Source organism: Mesorhizobium sp. Root554 (assembly GCF_001427025.1).
GTDB lineage: Bacteria > Pseudomonadota > Alphaproteobacteria > Rhizobiales > Rhizobiaceae > Mesorhizobium.
The window spans coordinates 1119998-1136941 of the sequence record NZ_LMGA01000001.1; the positions used below are offsets into that span (position 1 = coordinate 1119998).

Consider the following 16944-nt stretch of genomic DNA (forward strand, 5'->3'; position numbering starts at 1 on the left):
TCGCAATCGGTGCGAGCAGAAAGCTGACTTCTGCTGACACACAACGGTTTCCAGCTGGCCGTGAGGTCAGAATGCGGTGGCAGACGGGCAGAGTTCGGGCTATTGCCGCTGGCATGAAAGTGGATCTGTTCGATTTCGACCTGCCGGAAGAGAGGATCGCGCTTCGCCCGGCCGAGCCGCGCGACAGTGCGCGCCTCCTGGTGGTAAAGCCGGGTGAGGGGCTGAAGGACGGCGTGGTGCGTGACTTGCCCTCGCTTCTCGAAGCCGGGGACGTGCTCGTCTTCAATGATACCAAGGTCATACCGGCGCAGCTGAAGGGGGTCCGTCGCCGCGGCGACGCGGTGGCCCAGGTCGAGGCGACGCTCCACATGCGGGTGGCGCCAGAGCAATGGCGGGCCTTCATGCGGCCGGGAAAGCGCGTCGCCGCCGGCGACCGCATCCATTTCGGCCATAACGGCAACTCCTGCTTTCTCGGCCAACTCGACGCGACGGTGCTCGAAAAAGGCGAGGGCGGCGAGGTGCTGCTCGGCTTCGATCTTTCGGGTGCGTTTCTGGACGAGGCGCTGCACGCGGTCGGGCATATTCCGCTGCCGCCCTACATCGCCTCCAAGCGCGACGACGACGAACGCGATCGCAGCGACTACCAGACGGTCTATGCGCGCGAGGAAGGCGCTGTCGCCGCGCCCACCGCCGGTCTGCATTTCACGCCGGAGCTTTTCGCCGCGCTCGACGCCAAGGGCATAGAGCGCCGGTTCGTGACGCTGCATGTCGGGGCAGGTACCTTCCTGCCGGTCAAGGCCGACGACACGGCGGACCACAGGATGCACGCCGAGACGGGCACCGTGTCCGCCAACGTGGCGGCGGCGCTGAACGACGCGAAGGCGCGCGGCTCACGCATCGTCTGCGTCGGCACGACCTCGCTTCGGCTGCTGGAAAGCGCGGCGCGTTCGGATGGCAGGGTCGCTGAATGGTCAGGGCCGACCGACATTTTCATCACGCCCGGCTACCGGTTCAAGGTTGCCGACATGCTGATGACGAATTTCCATCTGCCGCGCTCGACCCTGTTCATGCTGGTGTCCGCGTTTTGCGGCCTGGAGACGATGCAAGATACCTATCGGCACGCCATCGAAGGCGGCTACAGATTCTACTCCTACGGGGATGCAAGCTTGCTTTACAAGGCTGACCAGCAATGACGCCGGACTTCACTTTTCGCCTGCTCGCCACCGATGGCAAGGCAAGGCGCGGCGAAATCTCCATGCCGCGCGGCGTCGTCCGCACGCCGGCCTTCATGCCGGTGGGAACCGGCGGCACGGTCAAGGCCATGTATATGGACCAGGTCCGCGACCTGGGCTCCGACATCATCCTCGGCAATACCTATCATTTGATGCTGCGGCCGGGCGCGGAACGCGTCGCCCGGCTCGGCGGCCTGCACGAGTTCGGCCGCTGGCAGGGTCCGATCCTGACCGACAGCGGCGGCTTCCAGGTCATGTCGCTGTCGAATTTGCGCAAGCTGACGGAAAAGGGCGTCACTTTCCGTTCGCATATCGATGGCGTCGCCTACGAGATGACGCCCGAGCGCTCGATCGAAATCCAGGGCCTGCTCGATTCCGACATCCAGATGCAGCTCGACGAATGCACGGCGCTGCCGGCGACGCCGGAGGAAATCGAGCGCGCCATGGAGCTGTCCCTGCGTTGGGCCGAACGGTGCAAGACCGCATTCGGCGTCCAGCCCGGCAAGGCGATGTTCGGCATTGTCCAGGGCGGCGACATCGCCGCGTTGCGCGTCCGCTCGGCGCAGGCGTTGTCAGCCTTGGATCTGAAGGGCTACGCCGTTGGCGGCCTTGCCGTCGGCGAGCCGCAGGCGGTGATGCTCGACATGCTGGACATCACCTGTCCCGAACTGCCGGCGGACAAGCCGCGCTACCTGATGGGCGTCGGCACGCCGGATGACATCCTGAAATCCGTGGCGCGTGGCATCGACATGTTCGACTGCGTGATGCCGACGCGGGCAGGGCGCCACGGGCTTGCCTACACACGGCGCGGCAAGGTCAATCTTAAGAACGCCCGCCACGCCGAAGACCCGCGTCCGCTGGACGAGGAAAGCGATTGCCCGGCGTCGCGGGACTATTCGCGCGCCTACCTGCACCATCTGGTCCGTTCGCAGGAGGCGCTCGGCGCCATGCTGCTGACCTGGAACAATCTGGCATATTATCAATCGCTCATGCAGGACATACGCGACGCCATCGAAGCTAGGAATTTCGAGGCACAGGCGGCGGAAATCAGCGAGGGCTGGGCGCGCGGCGATATTCCGGCGCTCTGATTTCAGACGCTGGTGGAGACCGCCGCCCGCAGGCTGCAACTGGTGATGCGATAGACGCCGTCCGGCTGTAGCTCCAGCATGTAGACGGCTTCATAGTCCTTGCCGTCGGGACCGACGATCATCACCTGCTGGACGACCGATGTCGGTCCTGTCTCCTGCGACTTGCCGAAGGCAAAACTCTGCGGCTTGCGCACCGGCGGATAGCCATTCGTCACCATGCCGATGAAAGCCTCGGGCGTCGGGTACATGCGGGTGATGTTCGGCGCTGCGAAACTGTAGGCCAGCGCGCCATTGTCCTGCTGGAAAGCTTTCAGCTGGCTGTCGATGGTCTTTTGGGCCGATTTGATTTCGGCTTCGCCCGCCATGGCCGAAAACGCCATGACCAGACCGGCGAGCGCGAACAGGACATGGCGTAAAGCACGGCTTTTCAGCATCGAACCGAAATCCTGATTGTATCCAGTATCTGATACGTACCTTCGGCCGGTCCGGTTTCACACCATAGCCCCCCAATACGCGATTAAGCCCACCTTAAGGCTATGCTTTCATCCTGATTGCGGGGAAGACAATTCAGGGGACGAACCATGTCCGATCTCGTAGTCGGCCGCCGCAGGCTGATGTCTGGCGCCATCGGCCTTGCCGTCGCAGCCTCGATGCCTGGTTGGGCGAGGGCCGGGATCACCATCGATCAGGTCGCTTTCGATCCGGACATTCCCGCACTTGGCAACCCGTACGGCAATGTCACAATCGTTGAGTTCGTCGATTACCAGTGCCCGATCTGCAAACTCTGCTTTCAGGAATTGCGGAAGCTGCTGACCGAGGATGACAACGTCCGGCTGGTCATGAAGGACTGGCCGATTTTCGGCGAAGCGTCGCGCGACGCAGCCTCGCTGACGCTTGCAGCCGGGCAGAATTATGGCGCGGTCGTCGCCGCGCTGATGGAAAACCAGCACCAGCTCTCAAGCCGCCGCACCGACGCCATCGTCGCATCGGCAGGTATGGATGCCGGAACCCTGCGTCAGGCAGCCGAGGGCAAGCGTGGTCTCATCGGCGCCGTGCTTGCCCGCAATGACGCGCAGGCTACCGATTTCCAGCTCAGGGGCACGCCCGCTCTGGTTGTTGGCGGCACGTTGTACAAGCGTGGCCTGCCGCTGGCGGAGTTGAAAGATGCGGTCGCGAAGGCCCGGGCAACATGACCGACCTCCCTCCGGCGAAAGTGCACCGGCGCCGGACGACATGACTGCCTGTTGTTGCCGCTTCTCGCTCTGCACCGCCCGAAAGCACGAACTGACCCCGATGCGGACAGGCCGCCCAAATTTTAGGCAATTTTCGCCAGTCGCCGGTGCGATGGCCCTAAATGGTCGATTACGCTTGATTTTCCCCGTCGAGGTCATGTCAAATGGCGGCATAGGGGAGTACGCGATTGGTCGCTTTCGACGAAATGCTTCCAGAGGAATCGGGACCGCGAAGGCCCTATTCGGCGTATGATCGCTGGTTGAAAGAACAAGACCCCGCCAGACTGACCCAGAAGAAGGAGGACGCCGAAAGGGTCTTCCGCAAGACCGGCATCACCTTTGCCGTCTACGGAGAGCTGGAAGCCAGCGAACGGCTTATTCCGTTCGACATCGTACCGCGCATCATTTCCGGCAGTGAATGGCGCAGGCTGACACAGGGCATCGAGCAGCGCGTCCAGGCCCTGAACGCCTTCCTCGACGATATCTACCATCGCCAGGAAATCCTGCGCGCCGGGCGTGTGCCGAAAGAGTTGATCGCCAGAAACGCGGCGTTCCTGCCGGAGATGATCGGTGTGCGTCCGCCTACCGGCGTTTATACGCACATCATCGGCGTCGACATTGTCCGCATCAACGAAAACGAATTCTACGTGCTGGAGGACAATGCCCGCACGCCCTCCGGCGTCTCCTACATGCTGGAGAACCGGGAAACGATGATGCAGCTCTTCCCGGAGCTGTTCCAGAAGATCAAGGTGCGGCCGGTCGAGAACTATCCGCAGTTGCTCAGGCAATCGCTGGCGGCTGTCCGGCCGCAAAGCGCCAAGGGCGCGCCGACCATCGCGGTGCTGACGCCGGGCAGCTACAATTCCGCCTATTTCGAGCACGCATTCCTCGCCGACCAGATGGGCGTCCAGCTGGTTGAAGGATCGGACCTGCGCGTGGTCGATGGGCATGTCACCATGCGCACCACCGAAGGCTACAAGCAGATCGACGTGCTCTATCGCCGCGTCGATGACGCCTTCCTCGATCCGTTGACGTTCCGGCCGGATTCGGCGCTCGGCGTGCCCGGCATCATGGACGTCTACCGCGCCGGCAACATCACCATCGCCAACGCACCGGGAACAGGCATCGCCGACGACAAGGCGATCTATTCCTACATGCCCGAGATCATCGAGTTCTATACCGGCCGCAAGGCGATCCTCGGCAACATCCCCACCTGGCGCTGCTCGGAGCCGGACAGCCTGAAATACGTGCTGGAGCACATTGCCGAGTTGGTGGTCAAGGAGGTGCATGGTTCCGGAGGCTACGGCATGCTCGTCGGCCCCACCGCCACAAAAAAAGAATGCGCGGATTTCGCCAGGAAACTGGCGGCAAGACCGTGGAACTACATCGCCCAGCCAACCTTGGCGCTTTCCACCTGCCCGATCCTCACCGAGAAAGGCCTGGCGCCGCGCCATGTCGATCTGCGGCCTTACGTGCTGGTGTCTGACCGTATCCAGATCGTGCCGGGCGGCCTGACCCGCGTGGCGCTGAAGGAGGGATCGCTGGTCGTCAACTCATCGCAGGGCGGCGGGACGAAGGATACGTGGGTGCTGGATGATTGATAGGCAGTCGGCAATCGGCAATCGGCAATCGGCACGATGGGGCCTTGGTCCAGAATTTCCTGCGGGATCCGCTAGGACAAATAGTAACGATTGCCGATTGCCGACTGCCGACTGTCGAGACTTCCAATGCTTCTAGGCCGCACAGCCAACGGGCTCTACTGGATGAACCGCTACATCGAGCGGGCCGAGAACATGGCGCGCCTTGTCGACGCAGGATTGCGCATGGCGCTGACGCGGACGCAAAGCACCTCGGAAGAATGGCACTCCGTTCTCCTCAGCGCCGGTTCCGAACAGGCCTTTGCGCAGAAATACAAGGACTACACTGTCGGCCACGCCTCTGATTTCCTGCTGCGCGATACGTCGAACCCGTCCAGCGTCATGTCGTCGATCGAAACCGCCCGCCACAATGCCCGCATGGTGAGAACGGCGCTGACCCGCGAGACCTGGGAGAGCATCAACGACGCCTGGATGTCGCTGAAGCGCATCCTGGCAAAACCCATCGACGAACGCGACCTGCCGACGGTTCTGGACGCCATCAAGCGCGAGACGGCGATTATCCGCGGCTCGTTCTACGGGACCATGCTGCGCAACGAGATTTTCGACTTCTCCCAGCTTGGTACCTATGTCGAGCGCGCCGACAACACGGCCCGCATCCTCGACGTCAAATATTACGTCCTGCTGCCGTCGATCTCGTGGGTTGGATCGACGCTCGACAACTACCAGTGGGAATCGATCCTGCGATCGGTCTCGGCGCATCGCTCGTACCGTTGGGTCTACGACGCGGACTACAAGCCGACCAACATTGCCGACTATCTGATCCTCAATGTGCGGATGCCCCGCTCGCTGACATTCTGCTACCGCTTCATCGCCGAACATCTGAAATTCCTGAGCGACGACTACGGCGAACGCCACGCCTGCCATCAGACGGCGGAGCGAACCCACGCGATGCTGAGGACCGGCTCGATCAAGGATATATTCGACACCGGCTTGCACGAGTTCCTGGTGGATTTCATCCGGGACAATACCCGCGTGGGCGACGAAATCGCACAGAACTACCGGTTCTACTGAGATGCGCCTGAAAATCAGCCACAGGACCGAATATAGCTACGAAATGCCGGTGCCGTATGCCTTGCAGCGGCTGCGGCTCTTCCCTGCCAGCAGTGCGCTGCAAACAGTGGGCAAATGGGCGCTGAACGTGGAAGGCGCGCGCGAGGAAGTCCGCTTTCTCGACCATTTCGGCAACGATACGCGCCTGCTGAGCGTCGAGAGCGGATCGAGCATTATCGCCATAGAAACAGCGGGCGAGGTCGAGACCTTCAACAAGGCGGGCGTTTTTGGCCCGCATCAGGGTTTCGCGCCTCTATGGCTCTTCACATCCGAAACGCCGCTGACCGCGCCCGGCAAACGCATTCACGATCTCGCCGCTTCCGTGGGCGAAGGCACGGATGTCGAGCCGCTTCACCGGCTGATGAACGCGATCAGCGAGCGGGTGAAATACACGCTCGGCGACACCAACTCCGAAACGACCGCCGAAGAGGCCGTGGCTCTGGAAGCAGGCGTGTGTCAGGATCACAGCCACATCTTCATCGCCTCGGCGCGACTGCTGGGGTTTCCCGCCCGCTACGTCAGCGGCTATCTGATGCTCGATGGCGTTGCCACGCAGGTCGCCAGCCACGCCTGGGCGGAAGCGCATGTGCAGGGGCTGGGATGGGTCGCCTTCGATACGTCCAATTGCATTTCGCCGGACGAGCGCTATGTGCGGATCGCAACCGGTCGCGACTACCGGGACGCCATGCCTGTGTCGGGGATTAGGCTGGGGCAGGGGCAGGAACAGCTTGCGGTCACCATCACGGTAGAGCAGTAATCCGCAAACTCACGCGGGAAACCGATTCCATGACCTATTGCGTCGGCCTCAAAATCGATCGCGGACTCGTGTTCATGTCGGACACGCGGACCAATGCCGGGATGGATTCCATCTCGACCTTTCGCAAGATGCATGTCTGGGAAGAGCCCGGCGAGCGGGTGATCGTCCTCATGTCTGCCGGCAACCTTGCGACGACGCAGGCCGTTGTCAGCCTGCTCGACGAGCGCAGCAAAGCCGTTGTGGACCGGCATCAGGCGTTGCTGGAAACCGCCTCGATGTACCAGACCGCGTGCATGGTGGGCGACATCGTGAAGGAAGTTATCGCCAAGTCCATACCGGTCGGCGAAACGGCGGACGCCTATTTCAACGCATCCTTCATCCTTGGCGGACAAATCCGTGGCAGCGAACCGCGCCTGTTCATGATCTATCCCGAGGGAAATTTCATTGAATCCACCGACGATACGCCCTTCTTCCAGATCGGTGAGACCAAATACGGCAAACCGATCATCATCCGCGCCTATGACAGGACCATGAGCTTTGCCGAGACGGTCAAGCTGCTGGTCGTATCTTTCGATTCGACGCTGAAGTCGAACCTGTCGGTCGGCCTGCCGATCGACCTGCTGTTCTACGAAAAGGACACATTCAAGGTCGGTATCAGGAAACGGTTCGCTCAGGACGATGCCTACTACCGCACGATTTCGGAGGGCTGGTCGAACGCTCTGAAGGCCGCTTTCCAGAACCTTCCGGATTTCTCCGAATAGACGCGGTTGGGCGGGAGGCGCGCACCGTTTCGCGACCGGCGAACCGGTCGAAATATCAGCCCCCCGTCAAGTTCACATTTGCAAACAGGCATTTTCCATTAGCCGGCTCTCGCTCTTTTCAGAGGTTTCGTTTTCGGTTAAGCTAAAGAAAAACGAAAACGGGAGGATTTGTCATGTTTCTGTCGCCGCGCCATTCCGAGATCATTCAGATGGCCAAGGACAATGGGCGCGTGCTGGTGGAGGACCTGGCGACGCATTTCAGCGTCACACCGCAGACCATCCGCAAGGACCTTAACGATCTCTGCGACCAGCGGCTCCTGACGCGCGTCCACGGCGGGGCTTTGTTTCCATCGGGCATCGAAAACATGGAGTATGAGGCGCGCCGCAAGATCGCCGCCGACGAGAAGGAAGCGATCGGTCTCGCCGCTGCGCGGCTCATTCCCGACAACGCCTCGCTCTTCATCAATATCGGCACCACGACAGAGGCCGTTGGCAAGGCGTTGCTGGATCATGCCGGCCTGATGGTCATCACCAATAACATCAATGTCGCCAACAGGATGCGGGTGTATCCTTCGATCGAAGTGGTCATCGCGGGCGGCGTCGTTCGCGGTTCGGATGGCGGCATTGTCGGCGAGGCCGCCGTCGACTTCATCAAGCAGTTCAAGGTCGACTATGCCGTCATCGGCGCATCCGCTATCGACCATGACGGCGCCATCCTCGATTTCGACTTCCGCGAAGTGAAGGTTGCGCAGGCGATCATCGCCAATGCCCGGCATGTGATTCTGGTGTCGGACCAGACCAAGTTCGAGCGCACCGCGCCGGTTCGCATCGGCCATCTGAGCCAGGTCGACACGTTCATCACCGACAAATGCAACATCGCATCCGTGCGCAAGATCTGCCAGGAATCGGAGGTCGAACTGATCGAAACGCAGCGCTCCTGACAACTTCGGAGCACCCGGCGTGACCCTTTTGAGTTTGCGTTTGACATTCGTTCTCTTTTCGAATTATCGTCGAAATGGTTTCGAAAATGCAGGAAATGCTGCATCGCGAAATCGAGGGAGGACGTCTTGGCCACATCCCCGGTCCATGACATTTTTGTCATCGGAGGCGGCATAAACGGTTGCGGCATAGCCCGCGACGCCGTGGGGCGTGGCTTTTCCGTTTTTCTGGCCGAAATGAACGATCTGGCCAGCGGCACCTCGTCGGGATCGACCAAGCTCATTCACGGCGGCCTGCGTTACCTCGAATTCTTTGAATTCCGCCTTGTTCGGGAAGCGCTGATGGAGCGCGAGGTGCTGTGGCGCAACGCGCCGCACATCATCTGGCCGATGCGCTTCGTTCTGCCCTTCCACAAGGGCGGGCCTCGCCCCGCCTGGATGGTCAGGCTCGGCCTGTTCCTCTACGACCATCTCGGCGGCCGCAAGCTGCTGCCGCCGACCCGCACGCTGGACATGAGGCGCGACCCCGCGGGAAAGCCGCTCAAACCGCTGTTCGCCAAGGCTTTCGAATATTCGGACGGCTGGGTGAACGATGCGCGCCTGGTTGCGCTCAATGCCCGCGATGCAGCGGATCGCGGAGCCACCATCCGCACACGCACCAAGGTCGTCGGCGCCCATCGCGAAGGCGATGTCTGGCTGCTGTCGCTTCAGGATTTGCAGACGGGCGAGACCGGGCAGGTGAGGGCGCGCGTGCTGGTCAACGCCGCCGGGCCGTGGGTGGATCATGTGCTGTCGGCGACGCTCGGGCAAAACGACATCCACAACGTCCGGCTCGTGCAGGGCAGCCATATCGTCATACGCAAGAAATTCGAGGATTCGCGCGCCTATTTCTTCCAGAACAAGGATGGCCGCATCATCTTCGCCATCCCTTATGAGGAAGACTTCACCCTGATCGGCACCACCGACCAGGATTATCCCGGCGACCCGCACGATGTGCGCATCAGCGATGCCGAGATCGATTATCTATGCGCCGCCGCGAGCGAATATTTCGCCGAGCCGGTGCGCCGCGAGGATATTGTCTGGACCTACTCGGCGGTGCGTCCGCTCTATGACGACGGCGCTTCGAAGGCACAGGAAGCCACGCGCGACTACGTGCTCAAGGCTGAGGGCGGGCACGGCGAACCGCCGCTGCTCAATGCCTTTGGCGGCAAGATCACCACCTATCGCCGGCTGTCGGAATCGATGCTGGAGAAGATTGAGGAGTTTCTGGGAGCCCGCGGCAAGCCATGGACGCAAGCCGCGCCGCTGCCCGGTGGCGACTTTCCGGCCACCGGCTTCGATGCCCAGGTGGCGAAGCTGAAGAAGGCTTATCCCTTTCTCGACGCCCGTCTGGCCCGGCGCCTGACCCGCCTTTACGGCACGCGTGCGCACAATCTGCTCGGCCTGGCGAAGTCCATCGCCGATCTTGGCCGCGATTTCGGCGGCGACCTCTACGAAGCCGAGGTTCGCTATCTCATCGAAAACGAATGGGCCGTCACCGCGGAGGACGTGCTGTGGCGGCGGACAAAGCGCGGCCTCCACCTGACCGGGGAGCAAGTGACGGCTTTGACTGACTATATGCGCAAGACTGGCGGTCAGAAGACGGAAGCGGCAGAATAGAAACGGGCGCCGGGACCAGGGGAGGAACGGCATGCTTGAACTGAGGAATGTGACAAAGGTCGTCGGCGCCGCAACCCACATCTCGGATGTGTCGTTGACCTTTCGGCATGGCTCCCTGAATGTCCTTCTCGGCCCGACGCTGTCAGGCAAGACCAGCCTGATGCGGCTGATGGCAGGCCTTGATGTCCCCACCTCCGGTTCGATCTTCTTCGACGGCCAGGATGTGACCGGTCGTCCGGTGCAGAAGCGCAACGTCGCCATGGTCTACCAGCAGTTCATCAACTACCCGGCGATGACCGTCTATGACAACATCGCGTCGCCGCTGCGTGTCGCCGGCATCGACCGCGGCACGATAGACAGCGAAGTGCGCAAGGCGGCGGCGCTGCTCAAGCTCACACCTTATCTTGACCGCACGCCGCTCAGCCTCTCCGGCGGCCAGCAGCAGCGCACGGCGCTGGCGCGGGCCATCGTCAAGAATGCGAGCCTGGTTCTCCTCGACGAGCCGCTGGCCAACCTCGACTACAAGCTGCGCGAGGAACTGCGCGAGGAGCTGCCACGCATCTTCGCCGAGGCCGGAACCATCTTCGTCTATGCGACCACCGAACCGCATGAAGCGCTTCTGCTCGGGGGCAACACGGCGACGCTGTCGCAGGGACGGGTGACGCAGTTCGGGCCGACGATCGACGTTTTCCGCAGTCCGGTCGATCTCGTGACGGCCAAAACGTTTGCCGATCCGCCGTTGAACACGATCGTGCTGGCCAAGAAAGGCAACAGCTTCCTGCTCGAAGGCGGCGTGAAGCTGCCGGTACCGGAAAGCCTCGCCGGCATCGCTGACGGCCCCTATACGATCGGCTTCCAGCCGCACCATCTGTCGTTCGAACGGCGCAATGCCGCGGCCGTTCCGGTGCAGGCGAAAGTTTCGATCACCGAGATCACCGGCTCGGAAAGCTTCGTGCATCTGAATTTCGCCGATGCGCGATGGGTGATGCTGGCCCATGGCATCCACAAGCTCGAACCGGACGAACAGGTCGAGGTCTTCATCGACACGCGCCATATCATGGTTTTCGACGACGTCGGCCGGGCCATGACCGCGCCGAAACTGGCGGCGTGAGGAGAGGGCGATGGCGCGCATCGAAGTCAACCACATCCGTCACTCCTACCTGCCGAACCCGGCGAAGGATTCGGATTTCGCGCTCAAGGAAGTGCATCACACCTTCGAGGATGGCGGGGCCTATGCGCTGCTGGGTCCCTCCGGCTGCGGCAAGACCACCTTGCTCAACATCATTTCAGGCCTGCTTTATCCCTCGCACGGCCAGCTTCTGTTCGACGGCCGCGACGTGACTCGCCTCTCCACCCAGGAACGCAACATCGCGCAGGTGTTCCAGTTTCCGGTCATCTACGACACCATGACCGTCTACGACAATCTGGCGTTCCCGCTGCGCAATCGCAGCGTGCCGGAAGCCGAGATCGACCGCAAAGTCCGCGAGACGCTGGAGATGATCGACCTGGCGGACTGGGCCAAACGCAAGGCGCGGGGCCTCACCGCCGACCAGAAGCAGAAGATTTCGCTCGGCCGTGGACTGGTGCGGTCCGACGTCAACGCCATCCTGTTCGACGAACCGCTGACCGTGATCGACCCGCACATGAAATGGGTGCTGCGCTCGCAACTGAAGCAGTTGCACCGGCGCTTCGGCTACACGATGGTCTATGTCACCCATGACCAGACCGAGGCCCTGACCTTCGCCGACAATGTCGTGGTCATGTATGACGGCGAGATCGTCCAGATCGGCACGCCGGCGGAACTGTTCGAAAGGCCCAGGCATACTTTTGTCGGCTACTTCATCGGCTCGCCCGGCATGAACTTCATGCCGGTATCGGTCGATGGCCGCACCGCCCGGCTCGGAGATCAGGGCATCGAACTGCCGGGAGCGCCGAAAGAGGCAACGGGCGCGATGGAACTCGGCATCCGCCCCGAATATGTCCGCCTTGGCAGGGACGGCATGGCGGTGTCGGTCAGCAAGGTCGAGGATGTCGGGCGGCACAAAGTGGTCCATGCGACGCTGGAAGGCCGGGACATCGCAGCCATTCTCGGCGAGGACGACGAGGTTCCGGCCGAGCCGCGCATCCGTTTCGATCCCGCCGGCATCAACCTCTACGCCGACTCCTGGCGTGTCGATCTCGACCGCAGCGGAGGCGCATGACCATGGACAAACCCTGGAACAACAAGGCCTGGTTCCTCGTCCTGCCGGTTCTGGTGCTGGTGGCGTTTTCCGCCGTCATCCCGCTGATGACGGTGGTCAACTACTCGGTCCAGGATACGTTCGGCAACAACGTCTTCTTCTGGGCCGGCACCGAATGGTTCGAGGAAGTGCTGCATTCCGACCGCTTCTGGGCGGCGATGGGGCGCAACCTTGTCTTCTCCTTCATCATCCTGGCCATCGAAGTGCCGCTCGGCATCTTCATCGCGCTCAACATGCCGCGCAGCGGCTGGGGCGTGCCGGTCTGCCTCGTGCTGATGGCCTTGCCCTTGCTCATTCCGTGGAATGTCGTCGGCACCATCTGGCAGGTTTTCGGCCGCAGCGACATCGGCCTCATGGGCTACTACGTCAACGCGATCGGCATCGATTACAACTATGTCCGCGACTCGCTCGATGCCTGGGTCACGGTCATCGTCATGGATGTCTGGCACTGGACGAGCCTCGTCGTCCTTCTGTGCTACGCCGGCCTCGTGTCGATACCGGACGCGTTCTACCAGGCCGCCAAGATCGACGGCGCGTCGCGTTGGTCGGTCTTCCGCTACATCCAGCTGCCGAAAATGCAGCGCGTGCTTTTGATCGCCGTGCTGCTGCGCTTCATGGACAGTTTCATGATCTACACCGAACCCTTCGTCGTCACCGGCGGCGGGCCGGGCAATTCGACGACGTTCCTCTCCATCGACCTTGTCAAGACGGCGCTCGGACAGTTCGACCTCGGTCCGGCGGCGGCGATGTCGATCGTCTACTTCCTCATTATCCTGCTGTTGTCATGGGTGTTCTACACCGTGATGACCAACTACGACGCGGAGCGCTGAGCATGTCGGGCGTCGAACACAGGACCGACAGTGGCCGCGCCGGCATGATACCGGCGGCCGGGACGCCTGCGGCCGCGGGCGCCGACATCATCGCCCGGCGCATGCGCAAACGCGGCGGCCAGTCGCGCTGGTGGTGGCTGGTGCCGACGATCTACATCGTCTTCCTGCTGCTGCCGATCTACTGGCTCATCAACATGAGCTTCAAGACGAACACCGAGATCATATCGTCGATGACGCTGTACCCGCACGCGCCGACGCTGCGCAATTACGCGGTCATCTTCACCGACGCGTCCTGGTATTCGGGCTACATCAACTCGATCACCTATGTGGTCATGAACATGGTGATTTCCGTCGCCGTGGCGCTGCCGGCGGCCTATGCGTTCTCGCGTTATCGCTTCCTCGGCGACAAGCACCTGTTCTTCTGGCTGCTGACCAACCGCATGGCGCCGCCCGCGGTTTTCGCGCTGCCGTTCTTCCAGCTCTATTCGGCATTCGGGCTGATCGACACGCATATCGCCGTTGCGCTGGCGCACTGCCTGTTCAACGTGCCGCTGGCGGTGTGGATCCTCGAAGGCTTCATGTCCGGCGTGCCGAAGGAGATCGACGAGACCGCCTATATCGACGGCTATTCGTTCCCGCGCTTCTTCATCAGGATATTCATGCCGTTGATCGCCAGCGGCATCGGCGTCGCCTGCTTCTTCTGCTTCATGTTCTCGTGGGTGGAACTGCTTCTGGCCCGCACGCTGACGACAACCGACGCCAAGCCGATCGCAGCCGTCATGACCCGCACCGTGTCGGCCTCCGGCATGGATTGGGGCCTGCTCGCCGCCGCCGGAGTGCTGACGCTGATCCCCGGCGCGCTGGTGATCTGGTTCGTGCGCAACTACATCGCCAAGGGCTTCGCCCTGGGGAGGGTTTGATGGACGGACGTCAGACAATTTCCGTGAAAGAGGTGCGTAACCTCGCGCTGTCAGTTTTCGACAAAGTTTTGGCGTCGGGGATCGAGACGATTGATATTGATCGGCCATTTTACTGGTCCGTGTTTCCGACTGAGGTCTTCTCGATCGAGAAGCCGGACCTTGTCTTGTCGGATGCAAAAGACGATCTCACAGACCTGCGATCAGAATCGAGCGATTCCGACTCACCACTTTCACTCGGTTTGCCTTGGCATGCCCTGAATCATCTTGCCGGCATCTGCTCGGCACTAGCTGCCAGTGCATTGAAAGCACCCCCTCTGGAAGGGCAGTATGACAGGAGACGCCATGACTAGGTCTCGCCGCTGGCCTGTCCCCTTCATTTCCGTGCTTGTCGTCTACGCCGTTCTGGCGGGGCTGCTTGCTTCTGCCGTTCCCGCCAAGGATGGAGTGCGCGACTGGACCGCGCCCCTGCTCAAGGGCGGCTGGATGGCATGGACCTTCCCGACCGGGATGTTCTTCCTCACCATTTTCGCGCTGCTGTCGCTGATGGCCGTCTGGGAGTACGCCTCGCCCGGCGGCAATCCGCGCGTTGGCGTCCTGCGCTTCGAGACGACGCGCGGCGACCGGCTTTTCATATCGCTGCTTGGCAGCGCCTTTATCCATCTCGCTTGGCTGGGTCTCGTCGGACCCAGCCTGTGGTGGGCTCTCGCTCTCTCCGTGGTCTACGCCATTGGCGTATTTCGCTACGTATAGGGGGAGAATTCGTTGGAGCGGTCGCGTGCAGGCGACCGCTCCGCATCGCACTTGAAACCAATGTGGAGGAGACTCATGCGACGTCAATTTTTAACATCGACCACCGCACTTGTCCTGCTTTTGGGCGCCACTAACGCCTATGCCGGCATGGACGAAGCCAAGGCTTTCCTGGACAAGGAGATCGGGGATCAGTCCTCGCTCTCCCGCGCCGACCAGGAAAAGGAAATGCAATGGTTCATCGATGCCGCGAAGCCTTTCGCCGGCATGGAAATCAAGGTGGTGTCGGAAACCATCACCACGCATTCTTATGAATCCGAAGTGCTCGCGCCGGCGTTTTCCGCCATCACCGGCATCAAACTCAAGCACGATCTGATCCAGGAAGGCGACGTTGTCGAAAAGATCCAGACCCAGATGCAGACGGGTGAGAACCTGTATGACGGCTGGGTCAACGATTCCGACCTGATCGGCACGCATTGGCGCTACCAGCAGGTTCGAAATCTGACCGACTGGATGGCGAACGAGGGCAAGGATGTCACCAATCCCGGCCTCGACCTCGCCGATTTCATCGGCACGTCGTTCACCACCGCGCCGGACAAGAAGCTCTACCAGTTGCCCGACCAGCAGTTCGCGAACCTCTACTGGTTCCGTTACGACTGGTTCAACGACGAAAAGAACAAGGCCGATTTCAAGGCGAAATACGGCTACGACCTCGGCGTGCCGGTCAACTGGTCGGCCTATGAGGACATTGCCGAGTTCTTCACCGGCCGCGAGGTGGGCGGCAAGAAGGTCTATGGCCACATGGACTACGGCAAGAAGGACCCGTCGCTCGGCTGGCGCTTCACCGACGCGTGGCTTTCCATGGCCGGCAACGGCGACAAGGGCCTGCCCAACGGCCTTCCAGTCGATGAATGGGGCATCAAGGTCGACGAGAACTCGCGCCCGGTCGGCTCCTGCGTCGCCCGCGGCGGCGACACCAATGGCCCGGCCTCGGTCTATGCGATCCAGAAATACCTCGACTGGCTGAAGGCCTACGCTCCAGCCGCGGCGCAAGGCATGACCTTCTCCGAATCGGGGCCGGTGCCATCGCAGGGCGAAGTTGCCCAGCAGATGTTCACCTACACCGCCTTCACGGCCGATTTCGTCAAGCCGGGTCTGCCGGTGGTCAACGAGGACGGTACGCCGAAGTGGCGCTTCGCTCCGTCGCCGCACGGCGTTTACTGGAAGGACGGCATGAAGCTTGGCTACCAGGATGTTGGCTCCTGGACGCTGATGAAATCGACGCCGGACGACCGCGCCAAGGCCGCCTGGCTCTATGCGCAGTTCGTGACCTCCAAGACTGTCGACGTGAAGAAGAGCCATATGGGTCTGACCTTCATCCGTCAGTCGACGATCGACCATCAGAGCTTCACCGACCGCGCACCCAAGCTCGGCGGCCTCGTCGAGTTCTATCGCTCGCCGGCCCGCAAGCAGTGGTCGCCGACCGGCACCAACGTGCCGGACTATCCGAAGCTCGCCCAGTTGTGGTGGCAGGCGATCGGCGACGCTTCGTCGGGCGCCAAGACGGCCCAGGAAGCCATGGACTCCCTCTGCGCCGAGCAGGAGAAGGTCATGGAGCGCCTGGAACGCGCCGGCGTCCAGGGCGATATCGGTCCGAAGATGGCCGAGGAGCACGATCTCGAATACTGGAACAAGGACGCCGTTTCCAAAGGCAACCTTGCCCCGCAGTTGAAGATCGAGAACGAGAAAGAAAAGCCGATGACCGTCAACTACGACGAACTGGTCAAGAGCTGGCAGAAGTAAGGTCCGCCGCGCCAAAGTGGCGACGTCGT

General features: G+C 61.7%; 17 protein-coding genes. 16 read left to right on the forward strand and 1 reads right to left on the reverse strand.

The window, feature by feature from the left end; genetic code table 11:
- Positions 1-113 precede the first annotated feature (113 nt).
- Together queA and tgt are read left to right on the forward strand one after the other, a co-directional pair.
- A complete protein-coding gene (queA, locus tag ASD44_RS05455; RefSeq protein WP_056109614.1) occupies positions 114-1193 on the forward strand; it encodes a tRNA preQ1(34) S-adenosylmethionine ribosyltransferase-isomerase QueA in 1080 nt (359 codons plus the stop codon).
- The gene (gene tgt, locus ASD44_RS05460; RefSeq protein WP_056109616.1) at positions 1190-2320 is read left to right on the forward strand and encodes a tRNA guanosine(34) transglycosylase Tgt; all 1131 of its coding nucleotides are present in this window, start codon (positions 1190-1192) and stop codon (positions 2318-2320) included. Before queA ends, tgt begins: the two co-directional genes overlap by 4 nt.
- Before the next feature lie 2 nt (positions 2321-2322).
- Here the strand turns inward: tgt and ASD44_RS05465 are convergent, their stop codons facing one another.
- Positions 2323-2754, reverse strand: coding sequence for a DUF4864 domain-containing protein (locus ASD44_RS05465; protein WP_056109618.1), 432 nt, complete (start codon positions 2752-2754; stop codon positions 2323-2325).
- A gap of 147 nt (positions 2755-2901) precedes the next feature.
- On the opposite strand from ASD44_RS05465, the gene ASD44_RS05470 reads away from it, so the two are divergent.
- The 14 genes from ASD44_RS05470 to ASD44_RS05535 all read left to right on the forward strand — a co-directional run bounded on the left by ASD44_RS05470 (position 2902) and on the right by ASD44_RS05535 (position 16915).
- Entirely contained in the window at positions 2902-3513 is a 612-nt protein-coding gene (locus tag ASD44_RS05470) for a thioredoxin domain-containing protein (protein ID WP_056109620.1), read from the forward strand.
- Positions 3514-3740: 227 nt separating this feature from the next.
- Complete coding sequence (locus ASD44_RS05475) at positions 3741-5153, forward strand: circularly permuted type 2 ATP-grasp protein (RefSeq protein ID WP_056109622.1); 1413 nt, start codon at positions 3741-3743, stop codon at positions 5151-5153.
- Positions 5154-5279: 126 nt separating this feature from the next.
- A complete protein-coding gene (locus tag ASD44_RS05480; RefSeq protein WP_056109623.1) occupies positions 5280-6221 on the forward strand; it encodes an alpha-E domain-containing protein in 942 nt (313 codons plus the stop codon).
- Between the two features lies 1 nt (position 6222).
- Entirely contained in the window at positions 6223-7017 is a 795-nt protein-coding gene (locus ASD44_RS05485) for a transglutaminase family protein (RefSeq protein ID WP_056109625.1), read from the forward strand.
- 29 nt (positions 7018-7046) lie between these two features.
- Positions 7047-7778, forward strand: a complete 732-nt coding sequence (locus ASD44_RS05490; RefSeq protein WP_056109627.1) for a peptidase — start codon at positions 7047-7049, stop codon at positions 7776-7778.
- 173 nt (positions 7779-7951) lie between these two features.
- Positions 7952-8719, forward strand: coding sequence for a DeoR/GlpR family DNA-binding transcription regulator (locus ASD44_RS05495; RefSeq protein ID WP_056109629.1), 768 nt, complete (start codon positions 7952-7954; stop codon positions 8717-8719).
- Between the two features lie 126 nt (positions 8720-8845).
- On the forward strand, positions 8846-10375 hold the full coding sequence (gene glpD / locus ASD44_RS05500) for a glycerol-3-phosphate dehydrogenase (protein ID WP_056109630.1): 1530 nt from the start codon (positions 8846-8848) through the stop codon (positions 10373-10375).
- A 31-nt stretch (positions 10376-10406) separates the two neighbouring features.
- Positions 10407-11486, forward strand: a complete 1080-nt coding sequence (locus tag ASD44_RS05505) for an ABC transporter ATP-binding protein (RefSeq protein WP_056109632.1) — start codon at positions 10407-10409, stop codon at positions 11484-11486.
- Positions 11487-11496: 10 nt separating this feature from the next.
- Positions 11497-12576, forward strand: a complete 1080-nt coding sequence (locus tag ASD44_RS05510; RefSeq protein ID WP_056109634.1) for an ABC transporter ATP-binding protein — start codon at positions 11497-11499, stop codon at positions 12574-12576.
- A 2-nt stretch (positions 12577-12578) separates the two neighbouring features.
- A complete protein-coding gene (locus tag ASD44_RS05515; RefSeq protein ID WP_056109637.1) occupies positions 12579-13445 on the forward strand; it encodes a sugar ABC transporter permease in 867 nt (288 codons plus the stop codon).
- 44 nt (positions 13446-13489) lie between these two features.
- Positions 13490-14365 (forward strand): carbohydrate ABC transporter permease, encoded by an 876-nt coding sequence (locus ASD44_RS05520; protein WP_056115504.1) that lies wholly within the window; start codon positions 13490-13492, stop codon positions 14363-14365.
- Entirely contained in the window at positions 14365-14715 is a 351-nt protein-coding gene (locus ASD44_RS05525) for a hypothetical protein (RefSeq protein ID WP_056109639.1), read from the forward strand. The genes ASD44_RS05520 and ASD44_RS05525 overlap by 1 nt, the downstream gene beginning before the upstream one ends.
- A gap of 133 nt (positions 14716-14848) precedes the next feature.
- The gene (locus ASD44_RS05530) at positions 14849-15115 is read left to right on the forward strand and encodes a DUF2160 domain-containing protein (protein WP_056115507.1); all 267 of its coding nucleotides are present in this window, start codon (positions 14849-14851) and stop codon (positions 15113-15115) included.
- 75 nt (positions 15116-15190) lie between these two features.
- Positions 15191-16915, forward strand: coding sequence for an ABC transporter substrate-binding protein (locus ASD44_RS05535; RefSeq protein ID WP_056109641.1), 1725 nt, complete (start codon positions 15191-15193; stop codon positions 16913-16915).
- Positions 16916-16944 lie beyond the last annotated feature (29 nt).